Source organism: Kurthia sp. ISK08, from assembly GCF_046159805.1.
GTDB lineage: Bacteria > Bacillota > Bacilli > Bacillales_A > Planococcaceae > Kurthia > Kurthia gibsonii.
On the sequence record NZ_JBJXHL010000005.1, the window covers coordinates 1 to 21418 of the forward strand.

The 21418-nt window shown below is 36.0% G+C and carries 23 protein-coding genes; 19 read left to right on the forward strand and 4 right to left on the reverse strand.

Annotated features, from left to right (window positions below; all coding sequences use genetic code 11):
- Positions 1 to 269 precede the first annotated feature (269 nt).
- Positions 270 to 1172 carry an EamA family transporter gene (locus ACKVQX_RS10075; protein ID WP_409136274.1) on the reverse strand — a complete coding sequence of 301 codons (903 nt, stop codon included), beginning with the start codon at positions 1170 to 1172 and terminating at the stop codon, positions 270 to 272.
- A gap of 87 nt (positions 1173 to 1259) precedes the next feature.
- On the opposite strand from ACKVQX_RS10075, the gene ACKVQX_RS10080 reads away from it, so the two are divergent.
- Complete coding sequence (locus ACKVQX_RS10080) at positions 1260 to 1958, forward strand: Crp/Fnr family transcriptional regulator (protein ID WP_068456661.1); 699 nt, start codon at positions 1260 to 1262, stop codon at positions 1956 to 1958.
- Positions 1959 to 1999: 41 nt separating this feature from the next.
- Here the strand turns inward: ACKVQX_RS10080 and ACKVQX_RS10085 are convergent, their stop codons facing one another.
- Positions 2000 to 2566: a GNAT family N-acetyltransferase gene (locus tag ACKVQX_RS10085; RefSeq protein ID WP_068456658.1), complete on the reverse strand. Its 567-nt coding sequence runs from the start codon at positions 2564 to 2566 to the stop codon at positions 2000 to 2002.
- 159 nt (positions 2567 to 2725) lie between these two features.
- On the opposite strand from ACKVQX_RS10085, the gene ACKVQX_RS10090 reads away from it, so the two are divergent.
- Entirely contained in the window at positions 2726 to 3676 is a 951-nt protein-coding gene (locus ACKVQX_RS10090; RefSeq protein ID WP_087680987.1) for a carbohydrate kinase, read from the forward strand.
- A 43-nt stretch (positions 3677 to 3719) separates the two neighbouring features.
- On the opposite strand, the gene ACKVQX_RS10095 is transcribed toward ACKVQX_RS10090, so the two are convergent.
- Entirely contained in the window at positions 3720 to 4385 is a 666-nt protein-coding gene (locus ACKVQX_RS10095; RefSeq protein ID WP_231726961.1) for a histidine kinase, read from the reverse strand.
- Between the two features lie 271 nt (positions 4386 to 4656).
- On the opposite strand from ACKVQX_RS10095, the gene ACKVQX_RS10100 reads away from it, so the two are divergent.
- The 10 genes from ACKVQX_RS10100 to ACKVQX_RS10145 all read left to right on the forward strand — a co-directional run bounded on the left by ACKVQX_RS10100 (position 4657) and on the right by ACKVQX_RS10145 (position 13216).
- On the forward strand, positions 4657 to 7053 hold the full coding sequence (locus ACKVQX_RS10100; RefSeq protein ID WP_068456652.1) for a Na+/H+ antiporter subunit A: 2397 nt from the start codon (positions 4657 to 4659) through the stop codon (positions 7051 to 7053).
- Entirely contained in the window at positions 7043 to 7471 is a 429-nt protein-coding gene (locus ACKVQX_RS10105; protein WP_409136275.1) for a Na(+)/H(+) antiporter subunit B, read from the forward strand. Before ACKVQX_RS10100 ends, ACKVQX_RS10105 begins: the two co-directional genes overlap by 11 nt.
- A gap of 3 nt (positions 7472 to 7474) precedes the next feature.
- Entirely contained in the window at positions 7475 to 7813 is a 339-nt protein-coding gene (locus tag ACKVQX_RS10110) for a Na(+)/H(+) antiporter subunit C (protein ID WP_068456644.1), read from the forward strand.
- Positions 7806 to 9293, forward strand: a complete 1488-nt coding sequence (locus tag ACKVQX_RS10115; protein ID WP_068456641.1) for a Na+/H+ antiporter subunit D — start codon at positions 7806 to 7808, stop codon at positions 9291 to 9293. The genes ACKVQX_RS10110 and ACKVQX_RS10115 overlap by 8 nt, the downstream gene beginning before the upstream one ends.
- Before the next feature lies 1 nt (position 9294).
- A complete protein-coding gene (locus tag ACKVQX_RS10120; protein WP_068456639.1) occupies positions 9295 to 9780 on the forward strand; it encodes a Na+/H+ antiporter subunit E in 486 nt (161 codons plus the stop codon).
- A complete protein-coding gene (locus ACKVQX_RS10125; protein ID WP_325943513.1) occupies positions 9777 to 10061 on the forward strand; it encodes a Na(+)/H(+) antiporter subunit F1 in 285 nt (94 codons plus the stop codon). Before ACKVQX_RS10120 ends, ACKVQX_RS10125 begins: the two co-directional genes overlap by 4 nt.
- Positions 10039 to 10407, forward strand: a complete 369-nt coding sequence (locus ACKVQX_RS10130) for a Na+/H+ antiporter subunit G (RefSeq protein ID WP_068456630.1) — start codon at positions 10039 to 10041, stop codon at positions 10405 to 10407. Before ACKVQX_RS10125 ends, ACKVQX_RS10130 begins: the two co-directional genes overlap by 23 nt.
- Complete coding sequence (locus tag ACKVQX_RS10135) at positions 10404 to 11021, forward strand: NAD(P)H-binding protein (RefSeq protein ID WP_338838445.1); 618 nt, start codon at positions 10404 to 10406, stop codon at positions 11019 to 11021. Before ACKVQX_RS10130 ends, ACKVQX_RS10135 begins: the two co-directional genes overlap by 4 nt.
- Before the next feature lie 18 nt (positions 11022 to 11039).
- Positions 11040 to 11708, forward strand: coding sequence for an ankyrin repeat domain-containing protein (locus tag ACKVQX_RS10140; protein ID WP_082701491.1), 669 nt, complete (start codon positions 11040 to 11042; stop codon positions 11706 to 11708).
- A gap of 98 nt (positions 11709 to 11806) precedes the next feature.
- The gene (locus ACKVQX_RS10145) at positions 11807 to 13216 is read left to right on the forward strand and encodes a C69 family dipeptidase (protein ID WP_409136276.1); all 1410 of its coding nucleotides are present in this window, start codon (positions 11807 to 11809) and stop codon (positions 13214 to 13216) included.
- A 193-nt stretch (positions 13217 to 13409) separates the two neighbouring features.
- On the opposite strand, the gene ACKVQX_RS10150 is transcribed toward ACKVQX_RS10145, so the two are convergent.
- A complete protein-coding gene (locus ACKVQX_RS10150) occupies positions 13410 to 14543 on the reverse strand; it encodes an FAD-dependent oxidoreductase (RefSeq protein ID WP_409136277.1) in 1134 nt (377 codons plus the stop codon).
- 102 nt (positions 14544 to 14645) lie between these two features.
- Between ACKVQX_RS10150 and ACKVQX_RS10155 the strand changes: the two genes are divergently transcribed.
- The 7 genes from ACKVQX_RS10155 (at position 14646) to ACKVQX_RS10185 (ending at position 21412) form a co-directional block, all read left to right on the forward strand.
- The gene (locus ACKVQX_RS10155) at positions 14646 to 15890 is read left to right on the forward strand and encodes a hypothetical protein (RefSeq protein ID WP_368634318.1); all 1245 of its coding nucleotides are present in this window, start codon (positions 14646 to 14648) and stop codon (positions 15888 to 15890) included.
- Positions 15891 to 16304: 414 nt separating this feature from the next.
- Positions 16305 to 16595, forward strand: a complete 291-nt coding sequence (locus ACKVQX_RS10160) for a DUF6509 family protein (protein ID WP_068456613.1) — start codon at positions 16305 to 16307, stop codon at positions 16593 to 16595.
- Between the two features lie 140 nt (positions 16596 to 16735).
- The gene (locus tag ACKVQX_RS10165) at positions 16736 to 17881 is read left to right on the forward strand and encodes a VanZ family protein (RefSeq protein WP_068456609.1); all 1146 of its coding nucleotides are present in this window, start codon (positions 16736 to 16738) and stop codon (positions 17879 to 17881) included.
- Positions 17882 to 18005: 124 nt separating this feature from the next.
- The gene (locus tag ACKVQX_RS10170) at positions 18006 to 18773 is read left to right on the forward strand and encodes an ABC transporter ATP-binding protein (RefSeq protein WP_409136278.1); all 768 of its coding nucleotides are present in this window, start codon (positions 18006 to 18008) and stop codon (positions 18771 to 18773) included.
- The gene (locus ACKVQX_RS10175; protein WP_409136279.1) at positions 18760 to 20649 is read left to right on the forward strand and encodes an ABC transporter permease; all 1890 of its coding nucleotides are present in this window, start codon (positions 18760 to 18762) and stop codon (positions 20647 to 20649) included. The genes ACKVQX_RS10170 and ACKVQX_RS10175 overlap by 14 nt, the downstream gene beginning before the upstream one ends.
- A gap of 2 nt (positions 20650 to 20651) precedes the next feature.
- On the forward strand, positions 20652 to 20999 hold the full coding sequence (locus ACKVQX_RS10180) for a YxeA family protein (protein ID WP_087680977.1): 348 nt from the start codon (positions 20652 to 20654) through the stop codon (positions 20997 to 20999).
- 38 nt (positions 21000 to 21037) lie between these two features.
- Entirely contained in the window at positions 21038 to 21412 is a 375-nt protein-coding gene (locus tag ACKVQX_RS10185; protein WP_068456596.1) for an HsmA family protein, read from the forward strand.
- Positions 21413 to 21418 lie beyond the last annotated feature (6 nt).

Genomic DNA, 21418 nt, shown 5'->3' on the forward strand with positions numbered 1-21418 from the left:
CTAAAATAATCACTCGTCTGAGTGGTTATTTTTTTGTGTTTCAAAAGGGGGAAACCCTTGAAAAGATTCAAGGAGGACTGCCAAAGAGCACGACATCCAGATTGCCAAAAAACGCGACGTCCTGTCGCAAAGGCGATCCATCTACCTCCATGTACAAGGTAATGGCAATCCGTATCACATTCAGGCCCTTACTTGTAATATAGTAGAGAATTCGTCCTCTTGTATTAACTAAACAAAGACCCCGACATGTAAAATGCCGGGGTCTTTGTTTAGTTTGTATTTAGTTTATGCTTTCTATTTTCTAGAAGAGTCGGTAACGTCATACCAACTAATACAAGAATAATCCCTACAATTTGTAAAGCAGATAAACTCTCATTTAAAACAATAACAGAAGCCATAATCGCTACTGGTAGTTCGGTTGCACTTAGTATAGATGCAGTTCCACCACCCACTTTTGGTACTGCGATTGTGAATAGAATAATCGGTAAGATAATCCCGAAAAATCCAAGTGCTAATCCAAAATATAATAAGCTCGACGTGAATAATGTGCCATTCCACATAACTTCTGGTGCTTGGAAAAATGATACTACAACCAATGCAATTAGAGCCATAATCGTCATGCGTGAGATAGTTGTAACACCTTCTACATGTTTGGAATTGAATTGCATAAAGCAAGCAAAGCTAAATGCAGCTGCAAAACCAAATAGCCAGCCTTTCCAACTAAGTCCAGATAAATCAACATCTAAAACACCAGCTGCTAATATTGTGCCTCCAATTAAAAAGACTAGACTAAATAATTCAATACGCTTTGGTAAACGCTTATGAATTAGACAATCTAAGAATAAGCCAATCCATGTAAATTGGAATAACATAACTACAGCAAGGGAAGCAGGTAGATAATGAATGGACTTACCATACACAATCCCTGTAATCCCTGTGAAAAGACCTGCACAGCATATAATGAGCAATCCCTTTGCGGATAGCTTAGGGAGAGAACGTTGCGTTATAATAAAGAGAATAAACGCTAATAAAAAACCGATCGCATATTGACTCTGTACAGCTTCTGCTGTCGTGAATCCATGTGCCATCGCGACCTTAATAATTGTAGATAAAATACCATAACTGCTAGAAGCAATTACAATTAGTAAGGGGAATAATAACTTCTTATTCATCATGCCAACTCCTATTTAATTCTTTTAATAGTGTATCAAGAGAAAAAATAATAATATAGGACATATGTCCAGAAAAAGAGGTTTTGTATGAAATTAATTGAAGACCCTCAAATTTTAGAACAATACATTCGATTACATCGATTTGAACAAATATTTACGAACATTGAGAATGTACCATTTAAAATATTTGAAGTAGCAGAAGGAGAAAATTTAATGAGTGAAGGAGAGGAACTAACCTCTTTGTATTATCTTGTAGCAGGACGTGTAAAGGTCACTTCTAGCTTACATACGGGGAAGTTCCTTTTACTTCGTTTTAACCATCCTTTGACCGTTTTAGGTGACTTAGAATTAATTCGTCAGGTTCCAGTACAGTCACAAGTTACAGCAGTTATTGACAGTATTATTATGACATTGCCTTTTGACTATATAAAACAGTATGAAATGCAAAATCCTTTATTTTTACAACAGTTATTGCAGCATATTAGTTATAAGTTACAAACGAATACAGTTGCGACACGTGTGAATTTATTAGAGTCTGTCGAAAGTCGTTTTGCAAGCTTTCTATTATCGACTGTTAGCTCAGATCCGGATAATAACTTCGGACAGGAACTACAGACCATGCGGATTGCAGAGATTGCAGATTTATTAGGTACTTCACACCGACATTTGAATCGAGTTGTTAAAAAATTGGTTGAAGAAGGTGTTATTAAACGTGAAAAACGACATCTTATTATTTTAGATGAGCGTCGATTAAGTGATTTATCACAAGGTATTCGATTTGAATAAATAAAAAGAGGAAACACATATCAGTGTCGCCTCTTTTAAAATTATTGAACTACTTTTACCATATGGTCGAACTCTTCACCAATAATCATCCAAGGTTCTGAATACACATAACCTATTTTTTCATATAAGTGACGTGCACGTTTTTTTTGTAACTCGACACTTAACGATAATTTTGGGTAACCCTGTTCTTTACATAACGTTTCCGCATATTTTAATAAGATTGTGCCAATTCCTTGACCTCTAAATTGAGGGTCGACACAAACAGTATCAATATAAAATTCATCTGGGTTTGCTTCTACTTCGATTGTCTGAACAGGTGCGTTTTTAGCAGCTAACCACTTTTCAAGTTGCGCATCGAGTGATACGGCTTGATCACCACCATACACGACCATCATACCTGCCACTTCACCATTACACTCGGCAACGTATGTGTTGAGGTAAGAGTTTCGGTTATCCTCACGCTCAAACAGTTCAATCAGCCCTTCAATGACTGCTTCAGGTGTCTCCTCTCCTGTGATACGATTAGCAATCTCGCCAATAGCATCTACAATAAGTGGCGCAACCTTTGAACCATCTTTTATCTGCGCTTGTCTAACTTTGATCTCCATTGTTATCAAACTCCTTTGTACACTCGCCATTATAACAGATTTGTTTCATAAAGTATAAAAAAAGGGTATTTCGAAATAAATAAGTCTTAAAAGATACTTTTGTGTTGTCAGACTTCATGGTACGATAGAAGGAAGATATTTTATGAAGGAGCTTAATACATGTTACAACCAACTAGAGATTTCGTCTTGATTTACGGGGATGCTTTTGTAGATTACATTGCAGATGATGTAACGAATACAACGTTTACAAAATATTTAGGAGGCACAACGATTAATGTCGCAGCTGGAGTTAGTCGAATTGGTGCACCTTCTGCAATTATTACAGTAACAGGGGACGATGAAACTTCTCAATTTGTACGCAATGAGTTAAAAAATGAAGGGGTTAACACAGAGTATGCGCAAATTATTCCAGAAAAACGTGTAACAGGTGTAGAAGTACATCTGACAGAAGATTATGATCGTATTTTTACGAATTATTCAGATGAGACACCAGACATTCAAGTCGATCCAACTCATTTAGATGATCGTGCTTTTGAACGTGCTTCAGTTTTTAGTTTTTGCTCAAATACGATGTTTCAAGAGACAGCGCTTGAAACGACACGTGCAGCAGTAAAAAAGGCAATCGAGAAAAATTGTTTAATTGCGATGGATGCGAATATTCGTCCATTACGTTGGGAAAGTCCTGAAAAGTGTTTACAAACGATTAGTGAGTTTTTACCGTATGTAAATGTAATGAAATTAGCAGATGAAGAACTATTTTTCATTACACAAACTAAAACGATTGAAGACGGAATTAAAGCATTAGCAAAATATGATTTAAAGATGTTAATGATTACAGTTGGTGAAAAAGGGACATATGTTGTATTCAATGGAAATGTACAACATGTACCTTCAATTGAGATAAATTGTGTGGATACGACTGGTGCAGGTGATGCCTTCATGTCAGGTATTTTACGTTCGATTCACTTATATGGTTTACCGAAAACGGAAAAAGAAGCATATGATTATGTTTTCTTTTCAAATCAATTAGGTGCTTTAACTGCTACAAGAGCAGGTGCAATTACTGCAATTCCGCACTTACATGAAATTGATCGATTAATTAAGCCATAAATAATGAAGGAGGGAGCTCAATATGGGCTTCCTCCTTTATTACTTACATATTTAATTCTTTAATAATACGTTCATCATGTATATAACCATCATCTACTTCAATTTCATACGTTTTACCTTTGTACATAAATTTAAAGCGACCGTTATCAAAATCTGTACTTAGCTCTTTATAAAAAAGTCCTTCACAGATGAACTTATCAGGTAAATCGAAATAAATACGATAGACACCTTCATCATCCACTAGATAAGCGCGAATCGCTTTCTCATAAAGGTGATCTTCTACGTGGATTTGTCGATCAACAGATACAACATGGATGTCAACGAAAGGTAATGCTTTTAGCAATTGATTAATAAATGAGCCTTTCGTAATTTCTTCCCAGCGACTTTGTGCAGTTTGTCCGATAATTACTTGTGTAATATTCAGGTCATTACAAACTTCTGCAATGACTTGTTGAATGGGACGATCTTCATTTGTTTTTAAAATTAAATCATCAATCTCAAATTCTACAGCTAGATTTTGCCAATGTAAAAGGTCAGCTTCTTGTGATGAGTCAAATTCTTCTCGAGATTGACGACTGATGTTCAGTACATATAAAGGGCAATCAAGCATTGTAGCAATTTTATGTCCACGACGAATTAAACGTTCGCCATTTGGTCCGTAATATACACATACTAGTATGCTTTCGTCCATACGTCCATGGAATTTCAAATAAAATCACCTGTCCTTTTAAGTCATAAATTTTCAGTAGTAGATAACGCTTCATACATGAAAGAAATGCTTATTTCATGTATAATTTACATATAAATGTGTTTAAAATAGAATTTTTCCTTACTATTTTATTTATAACACATTATACAGTTAATTCCAAAAAGACGAAACGTTTTTATTTGCTGATTCAACTCCTTATTATGGTGAATCTGCAACCAATAATCAAGTAATTCAAAAAAACAGCATATATTAGCGATGGAGGGATATTTATTTGATTACAAAATGGGCTATTTTATTACCCTTCTTCATGGCAATCCTCATTCCTATTTTCCACACAAGAATTCGTAAGTTTCATTTAGGGTGGGTTGCTTTAGCAGTACCTTTTATACTTTTTATTGCGTTACTACGCTTTCTTCCACAAATCGCATCAGGCGATACAATCTCTCATTCATGGCGATGGATTCCGTCTTACAATTTGACGTTTACTACATATTTAGACGGTTTGAGTATGCTTTTTGCATTACTCATCACAGGGATTGGTGCACTCGTTATTTTATACTCCATATTTTATCTTTCAAAAAAAGAAGCATTACACAAGTTTTATTGCTACTTACTATTATTTATGACCGCCATGTTAGGCGTTGTCTTTTCAGATCATCTTATTATGTTGTACTTCTTTTGGGAGCTTACAAGCATTGCCTCATTCTTACTAATCGCTTTTTGGCATCATCGAAAAGCTTCACGTCGTGGCGCACAAAAATCCATGTTGATTACAGTCACAGGCGGCATCATCATGCTGATGGGTTTTTTAATTCTCGCACATGAAATGGACAGCTATAGTATCCGCACAATCATCTCTACGATTTCAATCGAAAATTTAAATAGATCACTATACTTAGCCATGCTTTTTGTATTACTTGGCGCATTTACAAAATCTGCTCAGTTTCCATTCCACATTTGGTTACCTGATGCGATGGAAGCACCTACGCCTGTTAGTGCTTATCTACATTCAGCTACGATGGTGAAAGCCGGTATTTATATTGTGGCGCGCTTTACACCAATTTTTGCATACAATCTTTCATGGTTTTGGATTGTGAGTATTGTTGGACTTATTACATTATTCTGGGGTTCTTTTAATGCTGTTAAACAGAACGATTTAAAAGCACTTCTCGCTTTTTCAACGGTTAGCCAACTTGGGTTAATTATGAGTTTGCTTGGAATGGGTTCCGTTGTATATGCCACAACAGGAGAAATAACGGACGTTATCTATACACAAGCAACGTTTGCTGCACTCTTTCATCTAGTTAACCATTCCACATTTAAGGGTGCTTTATTTATGATGGTTGGTATTTTAGATCATGAGGTCGGAACACGTGATTTACGACGATTAGGTGGTCTCATAACGATTATGCCCATTACGTTTTCAATTGCTTTAATTGGTGGGTTCTCAATGGCAGGTTTACCATTATTTAATGGTTTCCTCAGTAAAGAGATGTTTTTTGAAGCGACACTAGCTATTCAAGAGATGAATGTGCATAGTTGGATTGTTTTATTCCCTGTAATCGCTTGGGTTGCAAGTGTTTTCACATTTGTTTATTGCTTTATTTTAGTCTTTAAAACATTCTTCGGTTCAGCAGACAAGCTACCGACAGATCGTAAAATTCATGAAGCGCCGATTGGCATGCTGATTTCACCTATTATTTTAGCTGTATCGATTATCTTCATCTTCTTCTTCCCAAATATTCTTGGGAAATTCGTAATTGGTAGTGCGATGCAAAGTGTTTACCCAACAGTACAACCATTTGAGCAGATGACGCCTACAATTGCGGCATGGCATGGATTCAATACAGCGCTCTTTATGACAATAGGTGTTATTGTATTCGGGATTATCTTGTATCTGGCATGGCCAAAATGGAAGCGCCTATATAATCGTCTTCCTGAAAAATGGACACTTAATTATTTATATAATCAGTTGCTGGAAGAAGCTGAGATTGTCGGAAAATTCGTAACAGATTTATATATGACGGGGTCAGTTCGTCACTATTTAATGTATATTTATGTATTTTTTATTCTCATTGTAGGTGGTTACTTTATTCAAAGTCATATTTTCGCAATTGATTTAGAAGATCAAGCACCTGTGGAATGGTTTGAGATTTTATTGATGATTGTTATGGCAGGAGCAGCTATCTTCTTGCTATTCGCGAAATCAAGACTGACAGCAGTTGTATCAAATGGTGTTCTTGGTTTAGGTGTCGCGATGTTATTTGTTGTCTTTAGAGCACCTGATTTGGCACTTACACAACTCGTTGTTGAATCAGTGACAACGGTATTGTTTTTATTAAGTTTTGCTTATTTACCTGAATGGTCGAAGGAACAAAAGCCAAAAGCAACAAAGTCGATGAATTTGCTGATTTCTCTTGCAGCTGGTGCGCTTGTTATGGCCATCTCATTTACTGTATTGAATTATAGTGAGTTCAAAACCATTTCAGGATTTTTTGAAAATGCCTATGAATTAGCTGGTGGTGCAAATATTGTTAATACAATTTTAGGTGACTTCCGAGCTTTTGATACGATGTTAGAGGTTGTCGTGCTTCTCATTGCAGGCTTAGGTGTGTATACACTCATTAAGTTTAGAGCAAGAAAGGGGCAGAAGAAATATGAAGATTAATGATGTTATTTTAAAAACGGTTGTACAATTTGTTATCTTTATTATTTTAACAATTGCTATCTATCTATTCTTTGCAGGTCACTATACACCAGGCGGCGGCTTTGTAGCAGGTTTAGTATTAGCTTCTGCTGCCATACTACTGTATATCACGTATGATACTGAAAAAGTTAAGAATGGGTTGCCGATTGATTTTAAAATCGTTGCAGCAATTGGTGTGGCGTTAGCGATAACAACTGGGATCGTGCCAACTTTATTTGGGAAACCCTTTTTGAATATGAGTTCGATGTCAGTACATTTCCCCTTAATTGGAGAAAAGGAAATTGCGACAGTCATGTTGTTTGAACTCGGTGTTGCACTAACAGTCGTAGGTGTCGTGATGACAATTATTTTAAGTATTAGTGAAGGGAGAGATGATTAATTTATGGAGACACTCATGGTTTGTTTAATCGGTATTTTTGTAGCAGTGGCCACTTATCTTCTCCTTTCAAAAAATCTAATCCGTATTATTTTAGGAACGGCCTTATTATCACACGCTGTTCATTTATTAATTTTAACAATTGGAGAAGTGAAAAAGGGGGACGTTCCTTTACTAAAAGAAAAGCCAGGACCCTATACAGATGCACTACCTCAAGCGTTAATTCTAACCGCAATTGTGATTAGCTTTGCTGTAACAGCATTCTTATTAGTACTAGCTTACCGTGTTTATGCGACGAATAAGACAGATAATGTAGAAAAGTTAAGGGGCGATGAATATGAATAATTTAGTTATCATGCCCATGCTTATTCCGTTATGTGTAGCAGTCATTTTAATTTTTTTCCGTACGTATATTAAATTACAAAAAATTGGTGTCTTATTTGCGATGCTGCTGCTCATTGTTACGAATATTTTTCTTCTCGTGACGGTAAAAGAACAAGGTATTCAAACATTATACTTTGGTGGTTGGGAAGCACCCTTTGGTATCACATTCGTGGCGGATTCATTTGCGATGTTGCTCGTTTTAACCGCAAGTATTGTGGCATTATGTTGCTTTCTATACGCTTTTTCAACTTTAACAGAGGATTATGCGAAAAACTTTGCTTATCCATTAATGCTGTTCATGATTGCCGGAGTGAATGGTTCATTTTTAACAGGGGATTTATTTAACTTATTTGTCTGTTTTGAAGTAATGTTATTAGCTTCATATGTATTGATTACACTTGGTGGTGGGAAAGAGCGTTTAAGAGAGTCCTTAAAGTATGTCATCATTAATATTTTTGCTTCATGGCTCTTTTTAGTAGGACTTGCGATGATCTACGGTACGCTTGGTACATTGAATATGGCACATCTAGCTGAGCGTGTACATCAAATCCATCAAGGACCTGTTTTAACAACGGTTGCACTTATTTTCTTAATTGTATTTGCATTAAAAGCAGGACTCTTTCTATTTTATTGGTTACCAGGATCGTATCGTGTTCCTGAAACAGCCATTGCAGCATTGTTCGGTGCCTTATTAACGAAGGTAGGCATCTACGCATTATTCCGCACATTCACATTAATTTTTACTGTACAAGAAAATATCACGCATACATTAATCGGTATATTAGCTTGTGCAACCATCATACTTGGAAGCTTTGGTGCGATAGGTTACCGCGATTTACGTCAAATTGTTGGCTACAACGTGGTCATCGGTGTAGGCTTTGTCTTACTCGGTTTGTATGCGAATCAAACAGAGGCACTGGAGGGCGCTATTTATTATTTTATGCATGATTTTATTGTGAAAGCTCTCTTATTTTTAATGATTGGTACGATGATTTATATAACAGGACGTATTCGTTTTGATGAAATTAAAGGATTGATTCATCACTTTCCACTCTTTGGTTGGCTTTTTTTCCTGATGATGTTATCACTTGCTGGAATTCCTCCATTTAGTGGTTTTATCGGTAAGATGCTACTTGGTATTGGATTAGTTGACGAAGGTATGTACATTACTTTATTACTCGGTTTTTTATCAAGTATTGTGATGTTGTACTCACTATTACGCGTCTTTTTAAAATCAATTTTTGGTGAGTCTATGGCAAGTCATCAAATGAAAAAGTGTATTCCATTTAGTATGATGTTGGCGATGATTTTGCTTATGATTTGTACAATTGGTTTAGGGGTAGGTGCAGAAGTAGCAGCGCCATTTGTGAAAGATGCTGCACATGTATTAACAAATCCATCGGTTTATATTCAAGCCGTTTTATATCCAGAGGGGGGCTAACATGTTATTTCAATTATTTTTAAACATGGTGATAGCGGTTCTATGGATGCTTTTAAAAGATGAGGATAGCGTGAATTTAACAACATTTTTTACAGGGTATTTGATTGGATTACTCGTAATGTATTTAATGCATCGATTTTTTGGACAGTCTTTTTACATAAAAAAAGTCTGGTCTATTATAAAATTATTATTCTTATTTTTAAAAGAACTGATTGTTTCAAGTGCGGTTGTTTTAAAGCAAATTTGCAGTCCTAAAATGAATATTACACCGGGGATTTTCACTTATGAAACAGCACTTCAAAGTGATTTAGAGATTACAACACTTGCTTTGTTATTAACACTAACCCCTGGCTCTGTCGTCATGGAAATTACAGAAGATGGACATACTTTTTATATTCATGCGATGGATATAGAACAATCAAAAGTAGATGTACTTCGTTCTATGAGTCGATTTGAACAGGCAATTATGGAGGTGACACGTACGTGATTACACTCATTTTGAAAGTGGCGCTCGTCTTTTTTGCGCTAACTATCGTTATTTCGTTTTATCGTGTAGTAAAAGGGCCTTCGATGCCAGATCGCATCGTTGCCTTAGATACAATTGGGGTTAATCTGCTATCAATGATAGCTATCGTCTCCATTGTATTTGAAACAAAAGCTTATTTAGAAGTAATCTTAATCTTAGGAATTCTTTCTTTCATTGGTACAATTGCTTTTAGTAAGTTTTTAGAGAGGGGAGTCATCATTGAACATAAATCAGATCGGTGAATGGATTGCTGCTTTCGTCCTTTTATTTGCTAGTATGATGAGCTTGGTGAGTGCTTTTGGTTTACTTCGAATGCCTGATGTTTATACACGTTCACATGCGGCAACAAAGAGTTCAACACTTGCCGTTATGTTAGCTCTTGTAGGAGCCTTCCTTTACTTTTTTGCACATGAAGGTGAAGTGAGCGTTCGTTTATTACTTGGAATTGTCTTTGTCTTTTTAACAGCGCCTGTAGCAGGACATCTCATTTGTCGTGCTGCTTATCGTTCAGGTGTACCGCTTGCAGAACAGTCAGGTGAAGATGCTTTAAAAAAATTCATACCAAAACAGCAGGAGGAGAAAAAATGAAAATAGCTATATTCGGTGCGACAGGGCGAGTAGGTTCTATTTTTATGCAACATGCCTTAGATGAAGGATATGAAGTACAAGCGCTCGTTCGTAAAGGGCGAGATGTAACACCTCACGCAAACTTAACAATTATACGTGGGGATGTAACAAATATAGAGGATGTAAATCAAACAATTGATGGTTGTGATGCGGTATTCTCGGGCTTAAATACAGACGGTACAACAACGCTCTCACAATCAATTGCACATATTATTGAGGTAATGGAGAACAAAAAGATTGATCGTATCGTCACTATAGGGACGGCTGGTATTGTAGAAAGTCGAGTGGAACCAGGGAAACTACGCTATTTATCAAGTGAATCACGCCAGCGAGTTAAGTTCGCTGCAGGTGAACATGAGAAAGTGTATCGTGCTTTGGCAGAAAGTGGGCTTGATTGGACGATTATTTGTCCGACTGCATTAGTGAGTGAGCCGCGTGTAGGTGTATATCGATATGAAAAAGATTATTTGCCGCTTGATGGACGTCGAATTTCTATTTATGACACAGCAGACTTAGCTTTTGAAGCTTTACGTGAACATTTATTCACACATAAACGAGTAGGAATTGCTTATTAGTAAGGGGGCGTGATGCAAATGGACAAGCAAGGATTTGTATCATTTATTAAACAGTCAATTAGCGGTGCTTTTATGAGTGCAAGTGCAAAAGAACCGCAGCCAGAAACAGAAAAAGAACGTTGGTTTCGTGCAGTACAAGAAAGTGACATCTATGCATTAAAGCACTTATTGAAATTAGAGTTCCCAATTAATCAAGTGAATGAACGTGGGCGTACAGCGCTCATGATTGCCACATACAATCGAGATGAAAAAACAGCTGCTTTTTTAATTGAACAAGGGGCAGATGTGAACAAGCGAGACGATCGTTTAAATTCACCTTTTCTTTACGCCGCGGCAGAAGGCTATTTAGAAATTTTAAAGCTGATGGGTTCAAAAGGCGATGTGAAAGTCGTGAATCGTTATGGTGGTATTGGGATTATTCCTGCGAGTGAGAGAGCACACTTGGAAACATTGGAATGGTTATTAAAAAATACAGCGAGTGATGTGAACCATGTGAATAATCTTGGTTGGACAGCTCTTTTAGAAGCAATTATTTTAGGGGATGGCACAGATAAATATGTCAAAACAGTACAATTGCTTTTACGTTACGGTGCAAGTCCGGATATCGCAGATCGTGATGGTGTAACTCCGATTGAACATGCTGAAAAATTAGGTTACACGAAAATTTTAAAACTGTTAGAAGCATAAAAACACCCTATACAAGAGGAAAGGGTATACCTTTTGTATAGGGTGTTTTTTGCGTCATGCTATAATTTTAGACGAAGATGAAAAAGAAGGGTGATACGATGAAAAAAAGAAAATTTGGTTCATGCACAACGATGCTAGTTGGGAAAAAAGCGAGTATAGATGGTTCTACGATGATTGCACGTAATGAAGATAGTGGGACAGCTAATAAAAATCCACAACGATTTATTGTCATGAATCCAGAGGACCAACCGACGTACTATACATCGGTTCAAAGTGCATTTGAAATGCAATTACCAGAAAATCCGTTACGTTATACTGCAACACCTGATGCGATGGAAGGGTTCGGTATTTGGGGAGAGTCAGGTATTAATAGCGAGAATGTTGCGATGACAGCGACAGAAACCATTACAACGAATTCACGTGTATTAGGAGCCGACCCACTTGTTGAAGATGGAATTGGTGAAGAAGATATGCTGACAATTGTATTGCCTTATATTTATTCTGCAAGAGAAGGTGTCGAACGTTTAGGTGCTATTTTAGAAGAATATGGAACATATGAATCGAATGGGGTTGCTTTTTCAGATGCAGATGAGATTTGGTATATGGAGACAATTGGAGGACATCACTGGGCGGCTATTCGTATTCCAGATGATGCCTATGTTATCGCTCCAAACCGTTTTAATATTACGCATTTTGACTTTGCGTCAGATGATACACTTTGTTCAACAGGATTGAAGGAATTCATTGAAAAACATCATTTGAATCCTGATTTTGAAGGAACAAATTTACGTCATATTTTTGGAAGTGCGACGGTAAAAGACACGCGTTATAATAATCCGCGCGCTTGGTATATTCAAAAACAATTTAATCCTGAGCTAGAATATGAACCAACTGAACAGAATTTACCATTTATCTGTTATGCAAATCGTAAAATTTCAGTTGAAGATGTGAAGTGGGCGTTAAGTTCGCATTTTGAAAATACACCGTATGACCCGTATGGTGAGGGCGAAGCGAAAGACCGCGAATTATTCCGTACAATCGGTTTGAATCGTAATCAAGAGAGTCATATTCTGCAAATTCGTAATGATGTACCAGCGCATATCGCAGGAATTCACTGGCTGGCATTTGGTCCAAATACATTCAATGCGATGGTGCCATTCTATGCGAATGTGACGGATACACCTGCCTGTTATCGTGATACAGAGGAAGATTTTGATATTACGAAGATGCACTGGTTAAGTCATACAATTGCGTTACTAGGTGATACGAATTTCGGATTGTACCATGACATGCACAGTGCATATGAACAAAAAGTAGTCGCTGCTTGTCGTAATTTACAACAAAATGCAGATGAAGAAGTAGAATTACAAGATGATTTACACAGCTATTTAGAAGCAGTGAATGAGCGCTATGCAAAAATCGCTTTTGATGAGACGAATAAATTACTTGGTAATATGGTGCTGGCAGGAACGAAGAAGATGAAATTGAGCTATAGTTTATCTGATTAACACGAGCATAAAATAGAAAAGAGACTGAGACAAAAGTATTTTCAACATGGCAAATCCCTTATGATTTTTCAAAATCATAAGGGATTTGTTCATTCAGATCAATTTCCGCTTCGAAAAACGAATAGAGGTAGGCAAGAAAAGAACGCAACGTCCTGTTGTAAATCTTGCCCCACTACTTAAAGTAATTTATGTTTTAATCTTTGAATAAAAAATCGAGTCTTTTTAATAATAAGGCTGAAGGGATGAATGGGAATACAAAATCACGACTTTTCGTAAGTAATGGATTCTCCCACTGAGCTGCCCAGCCAATCTTACGAGATAAAGTTGTTACTTTTTTTGTTTTAGCGTGTCGTTTTTGATTGTAGTACGTAGCGGCTTGTTGAAAATCTTTAAAGTCGTGTAGTGCTTGTGAGAATACGAGTGCATCTTCAATCGCCTGTCCAGCACCTTGTCCCATATTTGGCGTAGTCGCATGTGCAGCATCTCCAAGTAAAATACAGCGATTAAAATGATAGGTCTGAATCGGTTTTAAATCATATAGATCATGCGTTAGAATGAGCTCTTGGTCCGTTTGACGAATGAGTTCAGCTACAGGCTGTGGGAAGTCTTTGAATAAATAAGCAATCTGTTCTTTTTCGAGATGGTGTAAAAAAGGATCTTGCTCACGCGCATTGACGCACGCAAACCAATATACCTGTCCATCTTTAATTGGTGCATAACCAAATCGTCCGATTGAATCCCATATCTCCACAGATGTATGTGGTTGTACAAGATCACCTGCTTTTGCGACACCACGCCAGCACATATAACCAGCATAACGTGGTTTACTATTTAGTACATATTGTTGACGAATGGGCGAATGAAGTCCATCTGCTGCAATGACATAATCGCATGTAACGGTTGTTCCATCTTCAAAATGAACGATACAACCATCTTCTAACTGCTCTACTTGAATGCAACGTTTGTGCAGATGAAGTGTATGTGGAAGCAATTGATCATAGAGTGCTTGATGTAAGTCGGCACGTTGGATTGTGATATTCGATTGTCCAAAACGTTTTTGGAATGAACTAAAGTCGATGGAATTTAAAAGGGTTCCTTTTTTATTTAAAAATAATTGTGTTTTTAAAATCGTTCCATTTTGTTGAATGGCTTCACCAATACCTAATTTAACAAGAGCTTGCATCGCATTTGAACCAATCCCAATTCCAGCACCAATCGGTTTAAAAGATGAAGCTGCATCATATACGTGAACATCTAAGCCTTGTTGTTGAAGTGCGTAGGCAGTACATAAACCACCAATTCCTCCACCAATAACGATGAGATTCATAGAAAAAGCCACCTTTTTAAAGTAATATAGTTAGTATAAAGGGAAAAATAGAAACTTGCTTGTACGATGCTTTAGTTTCTTTATGGGAGGAAGGACAATGATATGGAAGATCAACATGCACAAGTTTGTCAGATAAAAAGTGAAAAGATTGAACAGATGAAAGCGCACTACATACAAGATGCAAAGAATCGATTACCACAGTATTTCTCACCTGAAAAAAGAATGTCTACGAGTCAAAGTTCGATTGAACAACTTCAACAAAATGGCTTGCCAAAAGAAATATTTTGGAAGATGGTTGAATACAATGTGAGTGCAAAAGAAGGATTATCTTTATCAAAGTTAGATGAGATTTCAGAATATATTGATTTTCTAGCTTCTGAATATGTTGTGTATCATGAACGTGTGAAGCGTGATTATGTAGGTGAAGAACGCACACAGCAAATTCAAGAACTAGAAACGATTTTTAAACGTTGTTTTGAGCGTATGGCAGCGGTTTATACGCGCTCAGTTGGTAAATTTTTTGAGCGTAATGATATACCGAATGAATCACAAGTTATGCAAAAATCGATTGCAGAATTATTTTTACGTAAAGTACATCAATATAATGAGTTTATTCAAATGGAACCAGATTACGCGGAAATTCAAGGTACGAATGAAGAATGGTTACTACGCGATTCCTATTTTATGGGGGATGTTCTTCGGTTAATGGTGTCTAAGCTCTATACACAATGTACAATCATGCCAGCTGATTTATATAGTGAAGCAGATTTGTGTGTAGCAGCGACGATTTATCAATCTGCTCAAAAATGGCTCATTCCACAAAAATCAACAGCTGTTAGTGAGGAACAGTTAGGAATAGAACTCGGTTTATTTGCGATTAAATTTCAAGTGGCACTGACAAAAGAAGATTTATCGCTCCATTTTAAAGAAAAGCTCGCAACAATTTTTGATTCTTTTTATGCGTACAAAATAGAAGATTTAAATCAACGACATAAAGAGGCACAAGAGCATCTATATAACCGTGAACAGGCACGGTATGCACCGTTAGATGAAGAAGTTGTGCGTTATTGGACGCGTACGATGTGTGAAACGCTCGATCATAAAGGCATTTCAGCTATTTTTGAAGAAGTGATTCCATATGCTTTTGAAGAATTTAAAAAGAAAGTTCAACAAGGAAGTAAATTAGAACGTTATCAAAAGAATAATGAATGGGATCATTTTTACGCAGGTTCAGAACAAGTAAACTACCGACAATCAGCCGCATTCACTTATAAATTACGTTTAAATGACTGGCATTATTGTTTGGATAAAATGAATATGGATTCTAATTGGTATTACTTAAAATAATATGTAAATATAATATCGGAAGAGGTTTAAAACATTGTAATGTGGGTAATTGTATAAAGACCTGTTAATAAATGTAAAAAAACTCAGTTTATTACTTGGAGAGACGTCAAAAAGTAATACATTTGTTAATGGGGAAATCACTGCGTATGGAACTCCAATGCTGTATGCGGTGATCGTTCGACTATATTGAGAGCACCCTCCCATAATATTGGTCTTGTTCAGCCAATTGGTGCTTTCAAACTCTACATATTGTTTGTTAGAGTCATACCTAAGAAATGCTTAGCTATTTATTAACTGAGCATCAGTAGGAATCGTTTCATTGAACGATTCCTACTTTTCTTTAGCGCGTGACTTTACTAATTGAAAAATTACGCTATCATTAACATAGATGAAACATTGAAGGAGCGAACTAGATTGAATATTTTATCGTATATGATGGAAGAAATTTTAGACCCAACCAATATTATTGAAGGTGAACGTTACGAATTTCTATTAGAGTTAGATATTGATGAAGAAGATGAATTATTCCAAGAAGGCGGAATTGATGCACGCGTCATCGTTTCTAAAAAAGAAGATGCATATGCGATTGTGACGTACTTTTTAATTGCTAAACGTGATCAAAGCTACTTAGAGTTTGCGCTTGAAGAAGATGAAGAAGAAGAAATTTTAGCATTTTGTAAAGAGCATATTCTAGCAGGAGAATAATAAATTAGACTATATAAGAAACAGTAGAATTCAGCTGTTTCTTATTTTTATTCGAATAGATTTGATTTTTTCTAAATAAAAAAGGGAAAAGCAACTTCAGAGAAGAAGAAAGCGTTTGAAAGAAAGGGGAGGGATGTCAAATGATGGCGTATTCTATGCCCATCTTAACAGCAGCGATTGTTTTTGGAATTGTAGCAGTAGCAATCTGGATTCCGTGGTTAATCTATACATATCGAAAATATGGATATTTACCACTATCGGTTCTAGTTATTTCGTTCTCATTTATATTTTATAGTTTAGCTGCATTTTTTTTAGTGATTTTACCACTACCAGCAACACGCGATACTTGTGCGATGCAAGCACCTAATACACAGCACTATTCATTAATTCCTTTTAAATTTATAGAGGATACACTCAAGGGAAATTGGTTAGATATTAAAAATCCAGCAACGTATGTCTTATTATTTAAACAACCAGCATTTTATCAAACCTTCTTCAATTTCTTATTGTTGTTACCTTTAGGTGTGTATTTACGCTATTACTTAGTTGAAAAAGCATACTGGTGGAAAGCAACAATCGTCTTATTTTGTACAACATTATTCTTTGAAATCACGCAATTAACAGGTATTTATGGTATTTATAATTGTGCGTATCGTTTATTCGATGTGGATGATTTAATGATGAATACATTTGGTGGTGTGATTGGTTACTTTATCGCGCCAGCTGTTCTTGCTGTATTCCCATCGAAGAAAACAATTGAGGAAAGAGCCGCTTATTTAGTTGAAAAAGATGAAGTGAAACCAATGTCTGTGCTACTTGCCATTTTGATTGATTTATTCTTAGTAGATTTATCACGTCAGTGGATTATGGTGTTCACAAAGCATAATGAAGTAACGAGCTTTATCGTGACGACACTATTACTCATTGTATTCCTCGTATTGATTCCAATTATTTGGAATGGTCGAACATTGGGAACGGCTGTTATGCGCTTCCGTTATTCAAGTAAGTTATCGAAAAAGACGACGATTTCACGCTTAATTAAGCGTTTTATTGCCATCTATGTTGCTTATTTTGTAGGCGTGATCGCAGGAACACTTGATAATATTCATGTGACGATGAACTCGCCATACTATGAGGCATCTGTGTTTTTAGCACTTGGTTCTACAATAATCTTCTTCATTTTGACGATTGTAATCTTCATTCATATCATGCTTGTGATTTTTGGAAAAGGAAAACGTCGTTTCTTCTTTGATGAAGCGGCAAATCTATTTACGACAAGAAAATAAGGAGGAAGCAGTTGGTTTTATACCAACTGTTTTTTTAATTGTAAGGATTTCGTAAGGTTGCGCTTCATTTATTGTAAGGATGGGAAGGTATAGTGAAAGTAAGAAAAAGAAAGAGGTGTAAGAAATGAATCCAATCTTGCAAATTCAAGATGTACAAAAGACATTTGGAAAAGGAGCGAATCAGTTTACAGCACTACGGGATATTAATTTTACAATCCAACAAGGTGAGATGGTTGGTATTATGGGACCAAGTGGTGCTGGTAAATCAACGCTTTTAAATATATTAGCAACAATTGATACACCAACAAATGGCAAAATATTTATGAATAATCAAAAGTTGCATGAGTTAAAAGAGAAGCAACTCGCCGATTTTCGTCGTGAAAATTTAGGATTTATCTTTCAAGACTATAATTTACTCGATTCTCTAACAGTTCGTGAAAATATTTTATTACCTTTAGCGATTTCAAAAGTACCAGCCGCTGAGATTCGAAAGCGTGTGGATGAGATTGCACGTTTATTTGGAATTGAGACGTTATTTGAAAAGTATCCGTATCAAATATCAGGTGGGCAAAAACAACGTACAGCAGCCGCGCGTGCATTAATTACACAACCAGCATTGATTTTAGCAGATGAACCAACTGGGGCACTCGATTCCAAGTCAGCGATTGATTTACTCGAGAGTTTAAGTCGCTTGAATGAAGACAAAGGTTCAACGATTATGATGGTAACACATGACGCATTCGCAGCAAGTTTTTGTCGACGTATTCTCTTTATTAAAGATGGACGCTTATCGCATGAATTACATCGTGAACAACAAACACGTAAACAATTTTTCCAGCAGATTTTAGCATCCGTTGGCAGTATGGGCGGTGAGATGGATGACATTATTTAGTCTCGCACGAAAAAATATTCGACGTAATTTATCACAATATGGACTGTATATCGCCTCCATGATTTTTAGTATCGCTATCTACTTTACGTTCGTGACGATGAAGTATAACGAGACGATTGCAGGAGAAGTAGAAGCTTCTAAAAAGATTGCTTCCATTATGTCGAGTTCATCTGTTGTACTCTTAGTATTTGTGACAATTTTTATATTCTATTCAAATGCTTTTTTCATGAAAAAAAGAAAAAAAGAAGTAGGATTATACGCACTACTGGGTGTACGTAAAAGACAAATTGGCTTTTTACTCTTCTTTGAAAATTTATTATTAGGCATTACATCTCTTATTTTTGGTATCTTCTTTGGTTTTTTAGCTTCTAAATTATTTTTATGGATGTTATTAAAAATGATGGATTATGAAGCTGTAGCGCATTTTACCTTATCAATAGACGCCGTTATCAATACAGTTTGTGTTTTTCTTATCTTATTTTTAATTACATCTATTCAAGGCTATCGTGTGGTATATCGATTCCAATTGATTGAATTATTTCATGCAGAAAAACAGGGAGAAAAAGTACCTAAGCCGAATGTTTGGTTGGCATTACTTGGAGCTAGTTTAGTAGGTGTTGGTTATTATATCGCACTAGCTAATATGATGACATCACCAGTGTGGAAGTATCTGAGTGCTGCAGCACCGCTTATTATTTTAGCTTGCGTTATTATTGGGACATATTTAATCTTCCATTCTTTCATTGGGTATTGCTTAAAGATGATTAAAAAATCAGAAGGATTCATCTGGCAAAATTTAAGACTTTTAACTGTTTCGCAGCTACTCTATCGTATTCGAGGTAATGCGCAAACTTTAACTGTTATTGCTGTATTAAGTGCTACAACGATTACAGCAGGAGGAGCAGTTTTTGGATTATATTACAATACAAAATCAACAGTTCAACAAGCAGATCCCTTCACGTATATGTATGTTGAAACAAAAAATACACCAAAACTGAATCAAAAAGATGAAGCATTTAAAATTCTTTATACAGAATTTGATGCGAAAGAGTTATCAGATGCTTTTGGTCCTTATGGAAAAAGAAATTATACAGTGATGGCAGTAGATACGTACAATCAATTGGCGCGTTTATTAGATAAACCGACTGTTGAAGTAGCAGGAAAAGAAGCTATTATCATCGACCCAAGTTACGATGAGCGCTATTCACCTGACTATAAAGATAAACAATTAGATGCTATGAAAGTGAAGCAATCATTACGTTTAAAAGATGTTACAAAAGAAAATGTATTAAACAGTTCCATTGCCTATACGACATTAATTGTGACACCAGACGTATTTAAACAGTTGCAAAATACAAGTGAGAAAATGACAGTTCATGCAGTAAATGAACCGAATTTGACAGTAGTAGAGGCAAAGAAAATTCAAGATAAAATGCCAGAAGATGCACGTTTTTCTAGCTATCCGATTGATGTGAAACAGAACATGGAGAGTGTCGGCATTATCTTATTTGTAGGTAGTTTCTTAGGATTTGTATTTTTACTTGCAACAGGCAGTATTATTTATTTTAAAATTTTAACGGAAGCAGAAGCAGATAAAGGTCAGTTTATGATTCTACACAAGATGGGTATCAGTATGAAGAATATGAAATATTCGATTGCCGCACAAGTCGGTGTGATTTTCAGTGTCCCATTAATTGTTGGTATGATTCATAGTGCAGTCGCTTTAAAAGCAATTTCAAGTGTGCTTAATATGAATATTTTTGTACCAGTATGTATTTGGATGGGGATTTATAGTGTAATTTATGCGATTTACTATATATTCACTGTAAGAGCCTATACAAATATTATAAAAAGAACAATTAGAAATGAGGGATAGATATGAAAAAAGGTTTATTTATCTTTTTGGGAATTATTGTTATATTAGCAGGTGCTAGTTATGCGGTGTTAACACTAGATTTCAATCGATTTAATAAAGAGAGTTACTATATTCAAATTACGCAAGATGGTGAGAAATTAGAAGATCGTCTCGATAATGGTGAAACGATGGTTCGTTATGGTTATAAGGTAGATGCTATAAACGAAGATGGAAAACATAAAGAACTAGAATTTTCAGCAAATAAACAACTACGAAAAGGTGCGTATTTAATGCTCTATGTAAATAAAGAGGGTGAAGTTACCTCTTACGATGAAGTGAGTAAAAAAGATATGCCAAAAGATGCTTCTTAATTTTAGCAACATCATTCCATAAGAAATGAGGGATAGCTATGTTAATTACAGCAGTAATTTTTATCACATCCGCCTTAATTTTTTATACAGTAGGTGTATGGTCCGAAAAAATTCAAAAGACTTTAAAACCTTGGCATGTAATTGTTTTTTGGCTTGGTTTAGTATGTGACACGGTAGGTACTACGTTAATGGGACGTATGGCATCAAGTGGCTTCATCTTTAGCTTCCATGGTATTACAGGTACAATTGCGATTTTGTTAATGTTATTCCATGCGATTTGGGCGACAGTCGTTCTTGTTAAGAAAAATGAAGACATGATGGCGAAATTCCATAAATTTAGTATCGTTGTGTGGGTTATTTGGTTAATCCCTTATATTTCAGGTATGATTTATGGAATGACAACAGAATTATAAGAAGAA